The 17,666-nt window shown below is 69.8% G+C and carries 13 protein-coding genes and 1 pseudogene; 5 read left to right on the top strand and 9 right to left on the bottom strand.

Features of this window, described 5'->3' with window-relative positions; translation table 11 throughout:
- Positions 1-76 precede the first annotated feature (76 nt).
- Together C470_RS05240 and C470_RS05235 are read left to right on the top strand one after the other, a co-directional pair.
- Positions 77-1,312: a digeranylgeranylglycerophospholipid reductase gene (locus C470_RS05240; protein WP_004596418.1), complete on the top strand. Its 1,236-nt coding sequence runs from the start codon at positions 77-79 to the stop codon at positions 1,310-1,312.
- A gap of 211 nt (positions 1,313-1,523) precedes the next feature.
- Positions 1,524-1,652: pseudogene (locus tag C470_RS05235) on the top strand (acyl-CoA dehydrogenase); the annotation flags it as partial.
- Positions 1,653-1,707: 55 nt separating this feature from the next.
- Here C470_RS05235 and citZ read toward each other — a convergent pair.
- The 5 genes from citZ to alaS form a co-directional block, all read right to left on the bottom strand.
- On the bottom strand, positions 1,708-2,850 hold the full coding sequence (citZ, locus tag C470_RS05230; protein ID WP_008365755.1) for a citrate synthase: 1,143 nt from the start codon (positions 2,848-2,850) through the stop codon (positions 1,708-1,710).
- A gap of 179 nt (positions 2,851-3,029) precedes the next feature.
- Complete coding sequence (locus tag C470_RS05225; protein ID WP_008365753.1) at positions 3,030-4,919, bottom strand: PINc/VapC family ATPase; 1,890 nt, start codon at positions 4,917-4,919, stop codon at positions 3,030-3,032.
- Positions 4,920-4,995: 76 nt separating this feature from the next.
- A complete protein-coding gene (locus tag C470_RS05220) occupies positions 4,996-5,712 on the bottom strand; it encodes a type 1 glutamine amidotransferase (protein ID WP_004596414.1) in 717 nt (238 codons plus the stop codon).
- 118 nt (positions 5,713-5,830) lie between these two features.
- Positions 5,831-6,634 (bottom strand): alpha/beta fold hydrolase, encoded by an 804-nt coding sequence (locus tag C470_RS05215; protein WP_007994420.1) that lies wholly within the window; start codon positions 6,632-6,634, stop codon positions 5,831-5,833.
- A gap of 21 nt (positions 6,635-6,655) precedes the next feature.
- The gene (alaS, locus tag C470_RS05210; RefSeq protein WP_008365751.1) at positions 6,656-9,436 is read right to left on the bottom strand and encodes an alanine--tRNA ligase; all 2,781 of its coding nucleotides are present in this window, start codon (positions 9,434-9,436) and stop codon (positions 6,656-6,658) included.
- 255 nt (positions 9,437-9,691) lie between these two features.
- Between alaS and C470_RS05205 the strand changes: the two genes are divergently transcribed.
- From C470_RS05205 to C470_RS05195, 3 genes are read left to right on the top strand one after another with little or no spacing between them, the layout of a single operon-like run.
- Positions 9,692-11,566, top strand: a complete 1,875-nt coding sequence (locus C470_RS05205) for a PAS domain S-box protein (protein ID WP_008365750.1) — start codon at positions 9,692-9,694, stop codon at positions 11,564-11,566.
- A 60-nt stretch (positions 11,567-11,626) separates the two neighbouring features.
- Entirely contained in the window at positions 11,627-11,905 is a 279-nt protein-coding gene (srp19, locus tag C470_RS05200) for a signal recognition particle subunit SRP19 (RefSeq protein WP_004596410.1), read from the top strand.
- A gap of 2 nt (positions 11,906-11,907) precedes the next feature.
- A complete protein-coding gene (locus C470_RS05195; RefSeq protein WP_004596409.1) occupies positions 11,908-12,138 on the top strand; it encodes an H/ACA ribonucleoprotein complex subunit GAR1 in 231 nt (76 codons plus the stop codon).
- Positions 12,139-12,150: 12 nt separating this feature from the next.
- Here the strand turns inward: C470_RS05195 and C470_RS05190 are convergent, their stop codons facing one another.
- The 4 genes from C470_RS05190 to nuoL all read right to left on the bottom strand — a co-directional run bounded on the left by C470_RS05190 (position 12,151) and on the right by nuoL (position 17,666).
- Positions 12,151-12,447, bottom strand: coding sequence for a hypothetical protein (locus C470_RS05190; RefSeq protein WP_004596408.1), 297 nt, complete (start codon positions 12,445-12,447; stop codon positions 12,151-12,153).
- A gap of 146 nt (positions 12,448-12,593) precedes the next feature.
- Positions 12,594-14,096, bottom strand: a complete 1,503-nt coding sequence (locus C470_RS05185; protein WP_049908599.1) for an NADH-quinone oxidoreductase subunit N — start codon at positions 14,094-14,096, stop codon at positions 12,594-12,596.
- On the bottom strand, positions 14,089-15,603 hold the full coding sequence (locus tag C470_RS05180) for a complex I subunit 4 family protein (protein WP_008365746.1): 1,515 nt from the start codon (positions 15,601-15,603) through the stop codon (positions 14,089-14,091). The genes C470_RS05185 and C470_RS05180 overlap by 8 nt, the downstream gene beginning before the upstream one ends.
- Positions 15,604-15,617: 14 nt before the next feature.
- Positions 15,618-17,666 carry an NADH-quinone oxidoreductase subunit L gene (nuoL, locus tag C470_RS05175; RefSeq protein WP_008365744.1) on the bottom strand — a complete coding sequence of 683 codons (2,049 nt, stop codon included), beginning with the start codon at positions 17,664-17,666 and terminating at the stop codon, positions 15,618-15,620.

Here is a 17,666-nt window from a genome sequence, read left to right as displayed (position 1 = left end):
GCCGAACGGGCGGGTTCGAGCGGATTTTTCGGCAAGTTTCAGCAAGCCTAATTAGGAGGGTCCGTAACTCCCGTGTATGGTTGATCGCTACGACGTCGCTGTCGCCGGTGCGGGGCCGGCGGGCGCCCAGTGCGCCCGCGACCTGGCGACGCGCGACTACGACGTCGTCGTCTTGGAGACGGAGTCTGAAGACGAGTTCCCGCGACAGAGCAACAAGTCGACGGCGGGCACCTTCCCGTCGATGATGTCCTCGTTCGGCATCCCCGACGACGTCGTGATGTCGTACACCGACGACGTCGTGTTGGAGTCGCCCAACGAGTACTACGAGAGCTACCAGCCGGGGGCGGTGTTGGAGTTCGCGGAGTTCAAGCGGTTCCTCGTCGAGGACGGCCGCGACAACGGCGCGGAGTACCGCTTCGACGCGCGCGTCTCGCGGCCGATCCTCGACGACGACGGCGTCATCGAGGGCGTCCGGTACAACGGCGACGAGGAGGTGTACGCCGACGTCGTGATCGACGCGACCGGCCCGGCCGCGCCGCTCGCGAGCGCGCTCGACGTCGTCGACCTCGAACGCGAGAACCAGGCGATCGGGATCGAGTACGAGATGGAGGGCGTCGAGATGAACCACCCCGAGTACGCGGACCTCCGGCGCGCGATGATGCTGCGCTTGGACCACGACATCGCGCCCGGCGGCTACTCGTGGATCTTCGCGACCGGCGAGGACACCGCCAAGGTCGGGATCTGTTACATCCAGAACGACCGCCACCGCGAGTTCGCCGAGGCGGGGAAGACCGTCGACGGCTACCTCGACGACTGGGTGAGCCGCGACCCCCGCTTCGCCGACGCCGAGAAGATCGACGGGAAGGTCCACCGCGGCTCCGCGCACATCCAGATGCCCGACGAGATGCACACCGACCGCTTCCTCGCGATCGGCGACACGGTTCCCTCCATCGACCCGCTGTGGGGCGAGGGGATCCACAAGGGGATGAAGTCGGCCCGCGCCGCGGCCGCCACCGTCGACCGGTGTCTCACCGATTCGAAGCGTCGCCTCGACGCGGAGAGCCTCGAGGTGTACGAGCGGCTCTGGCACCGGGACGTGGCCCCGCGGATGAAGGCGCGGCTGATGCTCACGCGGCTGTTGTACCTCGCGCCCAACGAGCGGTACGACCGGTTCATGCGCGACCTCCGTCGAACCGACGACAACACCCTCGAAAAGGCGAACCAGGGCGACAAGAGCGCGATGGCGAAGCTTCTCCACCTCGACGACGCCCCGCTGCTCGCGAAGTTCGCCAGCGAGTGGTTCGGGGCCTGAGAGGGGGGACGGACAACGCCGGGCGCAGATTCCGGTCGCGGCGACGTCGAGGGAACCCCTTCGCCGACGCGACGCGCACGAACGATCCTCTCGCTGCGGGCGTCGATCGCCGGCGAGATCAGCCTCCGGAACGTCTCGTTCCCGGGGAGAACGTCCTTCCCGGCGTGAGAGGTATGAAGAGCCCCGCTGTGGTGTCTCGCAGGCCCGCTACGGGATTACGGCCGACTACTCGCCGATGCGCCACATGGCGAGCTTCGAACCCGTCTACACCTACGATGGCACCGACATCCACACACTGGTGCCCGGCGAGGACCTGACGGCGGTCGCCGCGTTCGAGTGAGGAAGGAGACGAGGACGGGAGGGAAAGCGGAACGCGTCGAGGGACGCGACGTCCGCTACCGCTCGTCGAGGGGGATGAACTCGACGTCCTCGGGACCGGTGTACCGGGCGCGCGGGCGGATGAGGCGGTTGTCTTCTTGGTACTCGGCGACGTGGGCGATCCACCCGCCGACGCGGCTCATCGCGAAGATGGGCGTGTACATGTCGACCGGGATGCCGAGCGAGTCGTAGACGGAGCCGGAGTAGAAGTCGACGTTCGGGGCGATCCCCTTCTCGACGAGCCCCTGGTCGGTGAGGTACTCCTCGATCGCAGTGGTGTAGTCGAGCCACTTCGTGTCGCCGGACGACTCCGAGAGGTCGCGGAGCTTCTCTTCGAGGATCTTCGCGCGGGGGTCTTTCACCTTGTAGACGCGGTGGCCGAACCCGGGGATGCGTCCGCCGTCGGCGCGGACGTCTTTCACCCACTGGACCGGGTCCTTCGAGGAGGCGTCGATCTCGTGGAGCACCTCCATCACGTCCTGATTGGCGCCGCCGTGGAGCGGCCCCGAGAGCGCGCCGATACCGCCCGTGACGCCGGAGTAGACGTCGGCCATCGTCGAACCGATCACCATCGCGGTGAACGTGGAGGCGTTGAGTCCGTGGTCGGCGTGGAGCGTGAGCGCCATGTCGAACGTCTCCTCGCTCACGGCGTCCGGCTCGGTCCCGGTTAGCATGTAGAGGAAGTTCCCGGCGTGCGACAGGTCCGGGTCGGGGGCGACCGGCTCTTCGCCCTGCCGGACGCGCTCGAACGCGGCGAGGACCGTCGGGATCTTCGCCGTGATCCGTCGGCCCTGGCGGAGGGCTGACTCGCCGTCGTCGCTCTCGCCGTCGGGATCGTACGCGGACAGCATCGACGTCGCGGTCCGGAGCGCGGCCATCGGCCGCTCGTCGGCGTCCGCGAGCGCGCGGACCGTCTCGATGACGTCGTCGTTCACCTCGCGCTCCGCCGCGAGGTCGGCGGCGAACGAGTCGAGCTCCGCGGCGGTGGGCAGGGAACCGTGCCACAGCAGGTACAGCACCTCCTCGTAGCTCGCACCCCGCGCGAGGTCCTCGATGTCGTACCCGCGATACACGAGCTTCCCGACCTCGCCGTCGACGTAGCTCAGATCCGACTCCGCGACGAGGACGCCCTCGAGCCCGCGTTTTAACTCATCGGCCATACCACGTCGTTCCGACCAACGGCAAAAAAGCGTTATCTTTCAGGAGGAATACGATACGTCGATCGTGGTACGCCACCGCGTCGGACGACGACGTGACAGGGTTCGGAAACGTCCGCGTCCGGTCGCGGGCGGACCGGACGGCCGTGGGCTCGGCGCGCCGCCGCCGGGCGCCTCCCGCCTCAGCGCGCCGGGACGACCGTCACCGTCCGGTTCCGGTCGATCGCGTCCTCCAGCTCCTCGGCGATGGCGGAGCCGCGAGAGACCTGGACTTCGCCGCCGCGACCGACCGTAGCGGTGAAGAGGTACTCGCCGTCTGCGCGCACCTCGACCGTCTCGCCGACGCCGTCGTCGACGTCGATGACGACGTGCCGCGAGGTGATCTCCGGGGCGACCACCGTGCCGCGCTCGGCGCCGACCTGCCCGTCGCCGCGGCCGTTCTCGGCGGCGGCGCCCGAGGCATCCGACCCCGACCCGCCCGGCTTCTCGTCGTGCGTGCGGACGTCGATGTCGATCCCGAGCCGGTTCTCGATGTCGGCGATACGGCCGCCGCCCTTCCCGATCACCGTGCCGATGTCGCCCTCGGTGACGTAGACGACGGCCTCGTCGTCGCCGTTGAGCGTCACGTCGACGCGGCCGTGCGCGACGGACTTGATCTCGCGTTCGATCTCCTTTTTCGCGATGCGGCCGACGCCGGACTCGCTTTCGGCCTCGCCGCCGTTCTCGTCGAGCGGCACCGTGACGACCTGCCGGTTGAACGTGTAGATCTCGTACTCCGGCCGGCCGGTCTCGAAGTTCGACACCTGGATGACCGGACGGGCGAGGTCCTCGGCGGTGAGCCCGGCGGGCACCTTCACCTCGGTGGTCACGTCGTAGACCGTGTGGACCTCGCCGGCCTCGATGTAGACGACGGTGTCGACGATCTGCGGGATCATGCCGAGCTCGACGCGGCCGACGAGCCGCTGGAGCGCGTCGATCGCGCGGGAGGCGTGGACGACGCCGACCATCCCGACGCCGGCCATCCGCATGTCGGAGAACACCTCGAAGTCGTTCGTCTTCCGGACCTCGTCGTAGATGGTGTAGTCCGGCCGGACGAGGAGGAGGGAGTCGGCGGTGTTCTCCATCTCGCCGCCGAGCGCGCCGTACTGGGTGATCTCCGGACCGACCTGGAGGTCGCGCGGCTTCTCCATCGTCTTCACCGCGTAGTCGCTGTCGTTTAAGAACTCAGCGACCGCCTGCGCGAACGTCGACTTCCCGGCGCCGGGCGACCCCGAGATGAGCACGCCGCGCTTGCGCTCCGTGAACCGGTCGCGCAGCTCGTCGGCGAACTCGTAGTCGTCGAGCGTCGTCTTCGCGATCGGTCTGACCGCGGTGATCTCGATCCCGTCCGCGAAGGGCGGCCGCGCGACCGCGATCCGGTAGTCGCGGAACTGGACGATGTCCATCCCGTCGTCGGAGAGCTCGATGAACCCGTCGCTCGACTGGCGGGCCAGGTCGACGATCGAGTTGGCCCACTCGCGCATCTGGCCCTCTTCGGTCGGCTCGTCGTCGATCTCGACGTACCGCATCTCGCCCAGCGTCCCGCGCTTCGCCTTCGGGACGGTCCCCGTCTTGAGGTGGACGGACATCGTCTCCTCGGTGAAGAACTGCTGAATCGGAAGGTCGTCGACGACGCCGCGGGCGACGGGCTCGACGTACTCGACGTCCAGCCCCTTCGCGCGGGCGACCTCTGCCTGGACCACGTCGCTCGACAGGAGCGTCGCGTCGTGGTCGGCGGCCAGGTCGCGGATCAGCGCGTCCACGTCGCCCTCGTGGGCGTTCGAGCGGGCGTCGCCGCTGGCGCGCTCGCCGACGTACCGCAGCTCGATTTCCCCGTCGTCGGCGTAGTCCGCGAGCCGCTTCAGCTCGCTCAGCCCGTCCCAGCCCGATTCGAGCCCGTCGTTCGCCTGCGACTCCAGCTCGCCCACGACCGCCTCGGGGACGAACACGGTGACCGACTCGTAGGTCCCGTCCGCGACGCGTTCGGACACGCGGCCGTCGACGACCGCGCTCGTGTCCGGTACTACGTTCATACCGAAGTTCGGTCCGGGAACCGTATAAGGGTGTTCGACCGGGGGCGCTCTGGTCGTCTACAGCGAGAGAAACCGCTCAGTCGTCCGCGGCCGCCCGCTCCGCCCGCTCGGCCGCCAGCCGCTCGGCGTAGGCGGTGAAGTTCTCGAACAGCGCCTTCGCCTCGCAGGCGGCGTCGTACGCCTCCGGGGTGATCGATTCGAGGACGCCGTCCACGCGGGCGTCGCCGATCTGGTCTCGCTTGCCGTCCGTCACCTCGCGGGCGGTCTCGGCGTCGTACTCGGGGTGGAACTGGACGCCCCAGCAGTGGCCGTCGCGGAACGCGTGGACGCCGCGGTCGTTCTCGGCGAGCAGCGTCGCGGACGGCGGGAGCTCGACGACCGCGTCGCCGTGGGTCGTGAAGGCGGTGAACGACTCGCCGATCCCCTCGAACAGCGGGTCGTCGCGGACGCGGCGGATCTCGTTGTAGCCGATCTCGAACCCGTCCATCCCCGCGACGCGGCCGCCGAGCGCCTCCGCGAGCACCTGGTGGCCGTAACAGACGCCGAGGACCGGAACGCCGGCGTCGGCGGCCTCGGCGACGTAGTCGACGAGCGGCGGGATCCACGCCTCGTCCCAGTAGACAGAGGAGCGAGACCCCGTCACCACGACGCCGTCGAACTCGGTGTGGTCGGGGAGGTCGCCGTCGACCGCGTCGAACTCGACGAGGTCGGCGTCGAGCTCCCGGCGGAAGTTCCGACGGGTGTTCGCGCCGTCGTGGGCGGCGTTCAAGAGTGCGAACCGGAGGCGAGTCATCGACCGAACGGAGACGCGAGAGTCACAAAACGGTTGCGGCGTCGGACGTGCCGGCCGACGACGCGGACGCGTGGGCGCCGCTCGAACCGCGGCGTCCGCCCGCCGGGGTACGCCGGCGCTACTCGAACCGGTCGGCCGCGTGCTCGGCGAGCCAGCCCGAGAGCAGGTCGTTGACCGCCGCCGACGCCTCGACGCCGACGAGGTGCCGGGCGCCCTCGACCGCGTGGAACTCGCCGCGCGGGAGCCCCTCGGCGAGCGTCTCGCCGGCCGTGACCGGACAGACCGTGTCGTCGCTCCCGTGGACGACGAGGGTCGGCGTGGTGACCTCGAACAGCCCGTCGGTCAGGTCGAACCCCTCGACCGCGGCGCGATGCGCCTCGTACGCCTCGCGGTCGGCGTCCTCCGCGAGGCGCCACTCCGCGATCCGCGAGAGCGCGTCCGGATGCGCCTCGCGGAAGTCGGGCGAGAGCAGCCCGGAGAGCGACCCCTCGACCGCGGCCGGGTCGGCCGGGTCGGCCCAGACGCCGTCGGGGTTGAACGCGTCGCCCGCGGGGGGCGTTCCCACCACGGCGACGCTCGCCGGCCGGGAGGCGGTCCGCGCGGCGGTGAGGGCGACCATCCCGCCGAGGCCGTAGCCGACGAGGTGGGCGTTCCGGATCCCCTCGGCCGCGCAGACCGCGTCGAGGTCGGCGGCGAGCGACTCGATCCGGTAGGGACCGGGCGGGGCGTCCGACCGGCCGACGCCGCGCGTCTCGGGCGTGATCACCGTGTGCGGCCCCGCAAGCGCGGCGTGCTGCCAGCCGAACTGCCAGGCGCCGAGCCCGACGTCGCCGCAGAAGACGACCGCCTCGTCGGGGTCGCCCGCGTCGGGGGCGTCCACCTCGTACCGGATCTCGGTGCCGGCGTTGGTCGCGTAGGGCATCTCGAGCTCGCGGGGAAGGGACTATGCCTCCTGGAGGCTGCGAAGGACGTCCGGCGCCGCCGCGAGCGCGTCGTCGAGCGCGTCCGCGTCCGGGCCGCCTCCCTGCGCGAAGTCCGGCGGGCCGCCGCCGCCGCCGCCGACGCGCCCGGCGAGCTCCGAGACGACCTGCCCGGCGTTCACGTCGACGCCGTCGGGGACGCCGACGACGAAGCTCGCGGAGCCGTCGGCGCCGCTGCCGATCACGGCGACCTTCCCGTCGTCGACGTGGGCGTTCGCGGTCGCGCGGAGCTCGTCGGCGTCCCCGTCGAGCCGCTGGATCACCGCGGCGGTTCCGGCGACCTCGACCTCTTCCGCGTCGGCGCCGCCGGAGGCGCGCGCGGTCGCGAGCTCCTCCTTGAGCGACTCGATCTCCTTGCCCCGCGCCTTCCACTCCTCGAAGAAGCGCTCCGCCGTCTCGGGCACGTCGAGCGGGTCGACGTCCAACACGTCGGCGGCGTCGTATAACGCGTCCTCGGTGCGCTGGGTCGACTCGACCGCCGCGGCGCCCGCGGCGAATACGATCCGCTCGACCCCGTCCTGAACCGGCTCCGTCTTCAGCACCTTCACGGCGCCGATCTCGCCGGTCCGGTCGACGTGGGTGCCCGCGCAGGCCTGGACGTCCGCGTCGCCGACGTGGATCAGCCGGACGTTCGTTCCCGGCGGGACGCCGCCCTGATACAGGTCGAAGCCGTGTTCCGCCTCCGCCTCGTTGCGGTCGGGCCACTCCTGACGCACCGGCACGTCGTCGCGGACCAACTCGTTGGCGACGCGCTCGATCGTCTTCACGTCCTCGCGGGTGATGCGCTCGAAGTGACGCACGTCGAGCCGCGCGGAGTCGGTCCCCTTCTGGGCACCCGCCTGCCGGACGTGGTCGCCGAGGACCTCGCGGGCGGCGTGACCGATCAGGTGGGTCGCGGTGTGGTGCGCGCGGAGCCGCTCGCGGCGGTCGCCGTCGACCTGCCCGCGGACGAACTCGCCTTTCCCGGGGTCCGCGTCCGTGCGGTGGAGGACGACGCCGTCTGCCTCCTGAACGTCGGTGACGTCGACGGTGGTCTCGCCGACCGTGAGCTGGCCCCTGTCGGCCGGTTGGCCGCCGCCTTCGGGGTAGAACATGGTCTGGTCCAACACGACGTCGTACCCCTCCTCGGCGTCGACCACGTCGAGGACGACCGCCTCGAACTCCGTGCGCCCCTGGTCGTCGTAGAACAGCTTCTCCGTCTCGGGGAGGTCGGCGAGCCGCTCGTCGCGCTCGTCGGCCGCCGCCACGGCGTCGCCCTCCTCGTGGCGGTCGGCGACGAGCGCGTAGAAGTCGTCGGGCACGTCGACGCTCGCGCCGCGGTCGTCGGCGATGTCGGCGACCATATCGGGCTGGATCCCGTGGGAGTCGTACAGCTCCAGCAGCTCTTCGGTCGGGATCGGTTCGCCGGTACCGGCGTACTCGTCGGCGAGCTGTTCGACCTTGCGGGCGCCCCGCTCCAGCGTCCGCTCGTACTTCCGCTCTTCGCTGCGGACGATCTCGCGGATCGTGTCGCGGTTCTCGTAGCCGAGCCGATCGGCCTGCATGTCGACGAGCTCGTCGAGGGGGGCGTCGACGCCGACCTCGTCGACGAGCCGCTTCATCCGCCGTAACACCATCCGGGCGAGGTAGCCCGTGCCGACGTTCGACGGGACGATCTCGTCGCCGAACATGTACGCGAGCGTCCGCGAGTGGTCGGCGATCGCGTAGATAGACTCCAAGGGTTCGACCAGCTCGCGCAGCCGGTCGACGTCGACGTCGAGCCGGTCGGCGATCTCGCCGCGGGCGGCCTCCACGTCGTCGACGTCGTCGATGTCGAGCCGCCCGGAGAGCTTCGCGGCGCGGTGGACGATCTCGCGTTCCGCCTCGGTGTGTTCGATCCCGGCGTTGTCCTTCAGGAAGTCGATCGCGTCGGGGTAGACGGCCTCGTACACCGTCGCGGTCCCCTGGCTCATCCACGTCCACCGTTCGAGCCCGTACCCGGTGTCGACGATGTACGTGTCCATGAACGAGTACGTGTTCCCGTCCTTCATCTCGTAGTCGCCGTCCGGGTCCTGCTCCATACACATGAAGACGAGCGTCGCCAGCTCGGCGCCTTTATAAATGACCTCGATGGCCGGGCCGGCGTTGCCGCCGCCGACCCACGGGTCCTCGATGTAGGTTATCTCCTCGAGGTCCGCCCCGAGGCTCTCGAACAGCTCGTCGCAGTACCGGACCGTCTCGTCTTTCCAGTACACCTCGCCGTGGTAGGCGTACTCGTCCTCCTCGACCTCCTCGCGCGTGTTGAACGCGTGGTGGGCCATCATCTCGAACGCCATCGTGTGGCGACCCGTCTTGCCGACGTTGTCGATGTCCTGCATCCGAATACAGGGCTGTGAGATGGTCAGCGGGTTCGCGGGCGGCGGCGTCTGCCCCGACGTGACGAGCGGCTGGAAGTCGTAGATGGACGCCTGCGTCAGGAGGACGTCGTCGCGCCAGCGGTTCGCGGCGACCGGGTACGGGTCGATCCGCTCGTGGCCGTGCTCCTCGAAGAAGGAGAGGAACGCCTCGCGCATCTCCGACAGCGAGCGGGCCTCCGGGAACCCGGGGTCGTCGATGAAGCTGTAGTCCTCGCAGGGCGGCTCGCCGCACAGCTCTCGGTCCGCGTCGCGGGTCCAGAAGTGCGCGCCACAGGAGGTGCACTCCTTGCGCTCGAACCCCTCCTCCTCGAAGTAGTCGAGACGGTACTCCGCTTCGAGATCGCTCATTACACGAACGTGGCCCGTGTTGCTCCAAAAGGGTTCCGGGGTCGCTCGTCGCCCGCGACGGCGCCGCTCGCCACCGCGAGACGGGCTCGACGGGGATTCTCGGGCGGAGCGACGGCGACCGGTCGCCGGGGGACCTGGGAAACAGGAACGCGGCACACGACGAACGTCGCGATCGATCGGAACCGGACGACGGCACCGGGCTTCGCCGACCGGTACGAGGATTTATACGCTCCGCGGCGCCTATCACGTACAATTGTGACCTCCGCGTTGGGCGAGCACGCGTCGGTCCTCGTGCTCAACGACGACCCCGAACTCGCCGAGGAGCTCGGGTCCCACCTCGGCGCCGAGCGCCGCGACTCCGACGACGGCGGTGCGGTCGAGACGTTCGCCGCCGCCCCTGACGGCGTCGACGACGACCGCCTCGCCGGGGCCGACGTGACGGTCGTCGTCGACGAGGCGGGGCTCGAACGGGTCCGGCCGGTCGACCGCGTCGGCGCCGTGGTCGCGTACGTCGACGACCCGACGGGCCGCGTCGCGACCGACCCGCTCGTGGACGCGGTCGCCGGGTCGCGCGAGGCGCTTTCAGAGACGGCGTCGTGGCTGCTCGCACGGGACCGGCGCTCCGTCGTGCGGTCGGCGCCGACGCGGACCCCCTCTCGGATCGAACAGCTCAACGCCGGGATGACCGAGCTCGCCGCCGTCAGGTCGGTCGACGAGGCGTACCGGGCGACCATCGCGGTCGCCGAGCAGGTGTTTCCCGGATATCAGGGAGTGGTTGCGGTCCGCGACGGCGAGTGGGTCGAACCCGTGGTCGCCTCCAGCGGGACGCCCGTCGAGGACTGTAACCGGGTCCGCGTCGGGAGCGGCGTGGCCGGCAGGGCCGTTCAGACCGGCGACGCCTCGATCGCGCCGAACCCGAACCCGGAGAGCCGGTTCGACACGGTGCTCACCGTTCCCGTGGGCGACGACGTCGTCTTCCAGCTCGCGAGCGACGACACCGGCAGCGGCGCCGAGTTCGACGACGCCGACCGCCGGTTGGCGGAGCTGCTCGCCTCCCATCTCGAGGAGACCCTCGACCGGATCGACGTCACCGAGACGCTCAGGGCCGAACGGGACCGGCTGCTCGCGCTGTTCACGAACGTTCCCGACCCCGCCATCGCCTACGACTACGTCGACGGCGACCCGATCGTCCGCCAGGTGAACGACGCGTTCGAGGCGACGTTCGGGTACGAGCCGGAGGCGGTCATCGGCGAGTCCGTCGACGACTACATCGTCCCTCCGGACGCCGAATCGGAGGCCAACGACCTCAACGAGCAGCTCCAGCGCGGCGAGAACGTCCGCAGGGAGGTGACGCGGATTACCGCCGACGGGCCGCGTCACTTCATCCTTCACGTCATCCCGATCCACCTCGACGCCGCGAACGCGGCGGGCTACGCCATCTACACCGACGTCACCGACCGACGCGAGCGCGAGGAGACGCTCCGGCGGCAGAACGAGCGGCTCGACGAGTTCGCCTCCATCGTCTCCCACGACCTCCGGAACCCGCTGTCGGTCGCGGAGGGATACGTCGACCTCGCGCGCGAGACGGGCGACGTGGACCACCTCGACAGGGCGGCCGACGCCATCGACCGGATGGACGAGCTGGTCGAGGATCTTCTGTCGCTGGCCAGGGAAGGGCGGTCGGTGGGCGAGACGGACCCCGTCTCGCTGGCGGCGGTCGCGCGCGAGGCGTGGAGCAGCGTCGACACGGGCGGGGCGACGCTGACCGTCGAGGCCGACGGAACGCTGGAAGCGAACCGGACGCGGCTGCGCGAACTCCTCGAGAACGTCTTCCGCAACAGCGCCGAACACGGCCGCGACTCCCCCGAGGACCCGCTCTCGGTCCGCGTCGGGGCGGGGACGCTCTGCGACGAGGACGGCGAGGAAGTCCCGGGGTTCTACGTCGAAGACGACGGGACCGGACTCCCCGACGACGCGGACCGAGTGTTCGACAGCGGGTTCACGACCGAGGAGTCGGGCACGGGGCTCGGGCTCGCCATCAGCGAGCGCATCGCCGAGGCGCACGGGTGGACCGCCCACGCGCTCGCCGGCGCGGACGGCGGGGCCCGCTTCGAGTTCCGAACCGGCTGAGCGGCCGTCGGACGCGCGCCGGTCCGAAACGACCTTACGCCGCGCGCGAAGGTATCAGGTATGGTCGAGAACGTCGTCTACCCCGCCTACTTCGACGCAGAGCTGTCGCGCTCGGAGGGCCGCCGCGTCCCGACGGACCTGGCGGTCGAAGCGCCGACCGTCGACGAGATCGCGAAGGCCGTCCAGCAGGTCGGCTACGACGCGGTCGTCGAGCGCGACGCGACGTACTCCCGGGAGTTCGAACCCCGCGGATCCGTCGTGGTCAAGGGCACCGAGGACACCGCGAAGAACGACCTCGTTCAGGCGATCGCCGCGTACCTCGGCGTGCTCCGGGAGTAACCGTGCGGCGCGTCGGCACTGTCGTCCGGACCGCCGGGGGGCTCGCGATCGCCCGCGGCGACCCCGACGCCGAGCCCCCCCGGATCGGCGCGAGCGTCGTCGACGAGTCGCTCTCGACGGTCGGGCGCGTCGTCGACGTGTTCGGGCCGGTCGACCAGCCGTACGTGGCCGTCACGCCCGGCGACGGCGTCGGACTCGCCGACCTCGTCGGCGGCAAGCTGTACGCGCGGTAACGCTCTCCTCGGTCACTCCGCCGCGACCGCGTCGGTGGCGTCGGTCACGTCGAAGTCGTCGAGCGTCCTCTCCGTGCGCGCGAGCCGCTCGGCGACGACCAGCTTCTCCCGTCGCTCCAGCCGCTCCCAGTCGAGTTCGGCCGGCGGCGACGCCTCCAACGACTCGAACCGGTCGACGACCGACTGGTTGGCGAACCGCTCGAACGAGCCGCAGTTCGGGCAGGTCCGCGAGAGGTGCGACGTGTCGAACGATCGCGTGACGACCTCGTCGAGACAGCTCAGACACCGATAGGTGTGGGTCCGAGACACGAGTACACGGAGGGGCCGAACGCATGAGTATCTGTGGTCGGCGGCGCGCGGCTCGCCGAGCGAACCCCGTCGCGTCGAGAGCCGTCACGCCGGGAGTCGCCGCTGTAGGCGTCGAACGCGCCGAAAGAGAAAGAAAGACCGGACGCTCAGAACAGCGCGGACGCCGCCGCCTCGGCCGTCTCGATGACGGGACCGAAGCCGGGCAAGAGCAGCACCGTCGCGACCGCCGCGAAGACGACCGCGGCGTACAGCGCCGTCGGCCGCACGTCGATCGCGTCGAGCGCGCTCGGCGACTCGGGGTCGTCCAAGAACAGCGCCTTCACGACCCGGCTGTAGTAGTACAGCGAGACGACGCTGTTTATCGCGCCGAGGCCGGCGAGCCACAGGAAGCCGTTGTCGATGGCCGCCTGGAACAGGAAGTACTTCGAGAAGAACCCGGCGAACGGCGGGAGCCCCGCGAGCGAGAACATGAACACGGCCATCGCGACGGAGGCGACCGGCGCGCGCCGCCAGAGCCCCGCGTAGTCCGCGAAGGTCCGGCCGACGCCCCACCGCTCCGCCATCGCGACGAAGAGGAACGCGCCGGTGTTCATGAACCCGTAGACGAGCAGGTGCGCCATCGCGGCGCCCATGACGGTGCCGTTCGCGGGCCCGTCGACCGTGAGCGCGGCGACGCCGATGAGCGCGTACCCGGCGTGCCCGATGGAGGAGTACGCGAGCATCCGCTTGACCTCCTCTTGGACCGCGGCCGCGAAGTTACCGAGCGTCATCGTGACGGCCGCGAGGACCGCGAACGCGAGCATCCAGTCGACGTTCGCCGAGACCGCCAGCTCCAGCGGGAACGCCTCGGTGAACACGCGGAACGCGACGACGAACCCGGCGGCCTTCGAGGCCGACGAGAGGAAGGCGCTCACCGGTGCGGGCGCGCCCTCGTACGCCTCCGGCGCCCAGAAGTGGAACGGGACGGAGGCCGTCTTGAACGCCACGCCGCCGATCATCATCACGACGCCGACGCCGAGGACGCCGGTGACCCCCTCGACCGACGCCGACGCGATGTCGGCGAGGATGAGCGAGCCGGTCGCGGCGTACACGAGCGAGATGCCGAACAGGAAGATGGCGGACGAGAGCGCGCCGACGAGGAAGTACTTCAGCCCCGCCTCGACGCTCCCGCGGTTCTGCTTGAGGTACGCGACGAGCACGTACGACGGCAGCGACACCATCTCCAGGGCGACGAACACGACCGCGAGCGAGTTCGCGGCCGCGAGCAGCGCCATCCCGGTCGCGGCGAACGTCACGAGCGAGTAGAACGCCGCCGGGTTGGCGTGGTCGTGGAAGTAGTCGTGCGCCGCGACCAGCACCAGCGCGGTCACCGACGCGAAGATGGCGGTGAAGAATAACGCCAATGTGTCCACCTTGATCGCGTCGGCGAACAGGAGCACCGCGCCGCCGTCCGGGCTCACCCCGCCGCTCGCGGTGAGCCAGACGGTGGCCGCCAGCGCGGCGAGCGAGCCGAGCGTGCCGACGACAGCCATCGACGTGTTCGACCGCGCGTCCGGACGGATCGTGTCGACCAACAGCAGCGCGAGGCCGGTGAACGCCAGGAGCAGCGCCGGCAGCAGCGCCGTCACGGCGGGAAGTCCGTTAACCATCGACGGTCACCCCCTCGACGACCGGCAGGGCAGCGTCACGGATCATCTCGAAGAAGATGTCGGGCGCGACGCCCAGCACGATGATCGCCACGAGCAGCACCGCGAGCGGGGCGACGTCGTGGAACGCCGCGGGGCCGACCTCGTAGTCGGTTTCCAGTTCGAACGGCCCGAACAGCGTGCTCTGCATCGCCGACAGCAGGTAGCCGGCGACGATGACGATACCGAACATCGCGAGCGCCGTGAACACCGGGGCGTACGGGAGCGCCGGCGCGGACAGCGAGCCGACGAAGATGAAGAACTCGCCGGCGAAGCCGGCCATCAGGGGCAGCCCCATGTAGCCGAAGGCGCCGGCGACGAGGATGCCGACGGTGACCGGCATCCGGTCGGCCATCCCGGCCATGTCGCCGACCATCCGGGTGTGGGTCGCGTTGTAGATGACGCCGACCGCCATGAACATCAGCCCCGAGATGAGGCCGTGCGCGACCATCTGGAACGTCGCGCCGCCGATCCCGTACTCGGTGAAGACGACCAGCCCGAGGATGACGTATCCCATCGACGAGACGGAGGAGTAGGCGACGATCCGCTTGAGGTCCTTCTGTGCCAGCGCCAACATCGCGCCGTAGATGACGCTGATGACGGCGATGGCGGCGATCGGGACCGCGAGCATCGACGCCTGTTCGGGCAGCATCGTGAAGTTGAACCGCAGCAGCGCGTACGTCCCCATCTTCAGGAGGACGCCGGCCAGGAGCACCGACGCGGGCGTCGGCGCCTGAACGTGGGCGTCCGGGAGCCACGTGTGGAACGGCACGATCGGGACCTTCACCGCGAACCCGAGGAACATCGCGAGGAACGCCACCATCGCGATCCGGTCCGGCGGGATGCCGAACCACGTCCCCAGGCCGCCGGCGGCGATCGCCTGTGCGATCTCGGGCAGCGCGAACGACGACACCGAGCCGCCGAGCGCGAACACGAGGCTCATGAACCCGATGAACATCAGCAGCGACGCCGCGTTCGTGTAGACGAAGAACTTGATCGCGGCGTACTTGCGGCGCGGACCGCCCCAGATCCCGATGAGGAAGTACATCGGGACCAGCACGGCCTCCCAGAAGACGAACCAGAGGAAGAAGTCGAGCGCGGCGAACACGCCGAGCAGGTTCGCCTCCATGAACAGCATGAGCCCGTAGAACTGGCTCTGTCGCGTGTCGACGGGCGTCCACGCGCTGAGGATCGCCAGCGGCACGAGGAACGTCGTGAGCACGAACAGCGGGAGGCTGATGCCGTCGAGCCCGACGAACCACGAGACGCTGCGGCCGCCCACTTCGAGCCACTCTATCTGCGTCGCGTACGCGATCTCGCCGCCGAGCAGCGCGTTGCCGCCGGCCTCGAAGCCGGACCAGAGGTAGAGGCTGCCGACGAACGGAATCAGGCTGATCGCGAACGCCAGCCGGCCGGCCCACTCGTCGGGCGCGAGGAACACCGTCAGCGCGCCAACGAACGCGGCCGCCATGAGCGCTTCGAGTATCACAGGAACCACCCCCCGGTCGCGCCGAGCACGAGCAACAGCGCGACCAGTCCGAAGGTCAGCAGCGCGGCGTACTGGGAGACGACCCCCGACTGGAGCTTCCGGATCCGGCCGCCGCCGGTCAGGCTCACCGACGAGACGCCGTTCACGACGCCGTCGATGATCCCCTGGTCGAAGGTGTTCGCGCCGCCCGCGACGTCTTCCGTTCGATACGCGAGCCAGACCTGCAGTTCGTCGAGGTAGTAGTTGTTGTACAGCACGTCTTTGACCCCGCCGAGTTTGGCGGTGTGTTCCGTCGGCGACGCCACGTCGTAGAGCCGCCAGGCGAGTCCGAGTCCGAGCAGCGCGAGGCCGAGCGAGACGGCCGCGCCGACGAGGACGGTTCCGACCTCACCGCCGACGAGGTACGCGCTGCTGTACGGACCGATGTCCGCGTAGTGGTGCGAGGAGAGCCCCTCGATGCCGCCCCACTCGTTGTCGAGCCAGCGGTGTAGCACGTCGATCCCCTTGATCCCGAGTACCTTCTTGACCGGAACCATGTTGATGAGCCCGGTGACGACGGCCAGCGAACCGAGGACCGTCAGCGGACCCTTCACGTTCCAGCCGACGGGTTCGGGGTCGCGGGCGGTGTCGCTCCGTGGCTCGCCGTGGAAGGTCAGGAACACCATCCGGAAGGTGTAGAACGCGGTGACCGGCACCGCGAGCAGCCCCATCAGGTAGCCGCCGAGCAGCAGCGGGTCGTTGAGGCCGTGGACGAGCGCCTCGTAGAGGATCTCGTCTTTCGACCAGAAGCCGGCGAACGGGAAGACGCCCGCGAGCGCCAGCGAGCCGGCGAGGAAGGTGTAGTAGGTGACGGGCATCCGCGACTTGAGCCCGCCCATGTCCCACATGTCCTCGTTGTGGTGCATCGCGATGATGACCGACCCGGCGCCGAGGAACAGCAGCGCCTTGAAGAACGCGTGGGTTGTGAGGTGGAAGACCGCGGCCACGTATCCGCCCGCGCCGAGCGCGAGCATCATGTAGCCGTACTGCGAGATGGTGGAGTACGCGAGCACCTGCTTCAGCTCGTCTTTCACCACGCCCATCGTCGCCGCGAAGAGGGCCGTGAAGCCGCCGACGAAGGCGATGACCGCCATCGTCGTCGGCGTCAGCACGTAGAAGCCGTACATCCGCGCGACGAGGTAGACGCCGGCCGCGACCATCGTCGCGGCGTGGATGAGCGCGGAGACGGGCGTCGGGCCCTCCATCGCGTCGGGGAGCCACGTGTGAAGCGGGAACTGCGCGGACTTGCCGACGACGCCGCCCAGGACGAGCAGGCCGACGACCGTCAGCCACGTCCCGAGGTCGAGGCCGCCGGGCGTCCACGCGACGGAGCCGGAGCCGTCGAGCGCCGCCTCAGCGAGCGCCGGGAACGACTCGGGGCCGGCGAACTGCGCCGTGCCGAAGGTGGCGAACACCGCGACGACGCCGACGAGGAAGAAGTAGTCCCCGAAGCGGGTGACGAGGAACGCCTTCTTCGCGGCCGACGGCGGGCCCGGCTCCCGGAAGTGGAAGCCGATGAGCAGGTACGAGCAGAGCCCGACCAGCTCGAAGAACATGAACGCCATGAGCAGGTTATCGGCGACGACGAAGCCGAGCATCGACGCCGTGAACAGGCCGAGCCCGGCGTAGTAGCGCGGCAGGCCTGTCTCGCCCTCGTCGTTCATGTAGCCGAGCGAGAACACGTGGACGAGCAAGGCGACGAGCGTCACGATGACGAGCATGAGCGCCGACAGCGGGTCGATCAGGACGCCGAACGTGAGCTCGATGTCGGTCGGGCCGATCCCGGCGCCGCCCTCGCTCGCCCAGTAGTACAGCGTCTCGTTGTACGCCCGCCCGCCCGCGACGGTCGCGGCGACCCAGATCGATAGCAGGAACGAGCCGGCCGTCGCCGCGATGCCGCCGAAGGCGCCCCCCTTCGGGAGGTACCTGCCCGCGCCGAGCGCGACCAGGAACGAGAAGAACGGTAAGAGTACGATCGCCGGAACGTATGCGAATGCGTTCACCAT

This window comes from Halorubrum distributum JCM 13561, from assembly GCF_000337395.1.
Taxonomy (GTDB): domain Archaea; phylum Halobacteriota; class Halobacteria; order Halobacteriales; family Haloferacaceae; genus Halorubrum; species Halorubrum distributum.
This window is presented reverse-complemented; position numbering and strand designations above follow the sequence as displayed.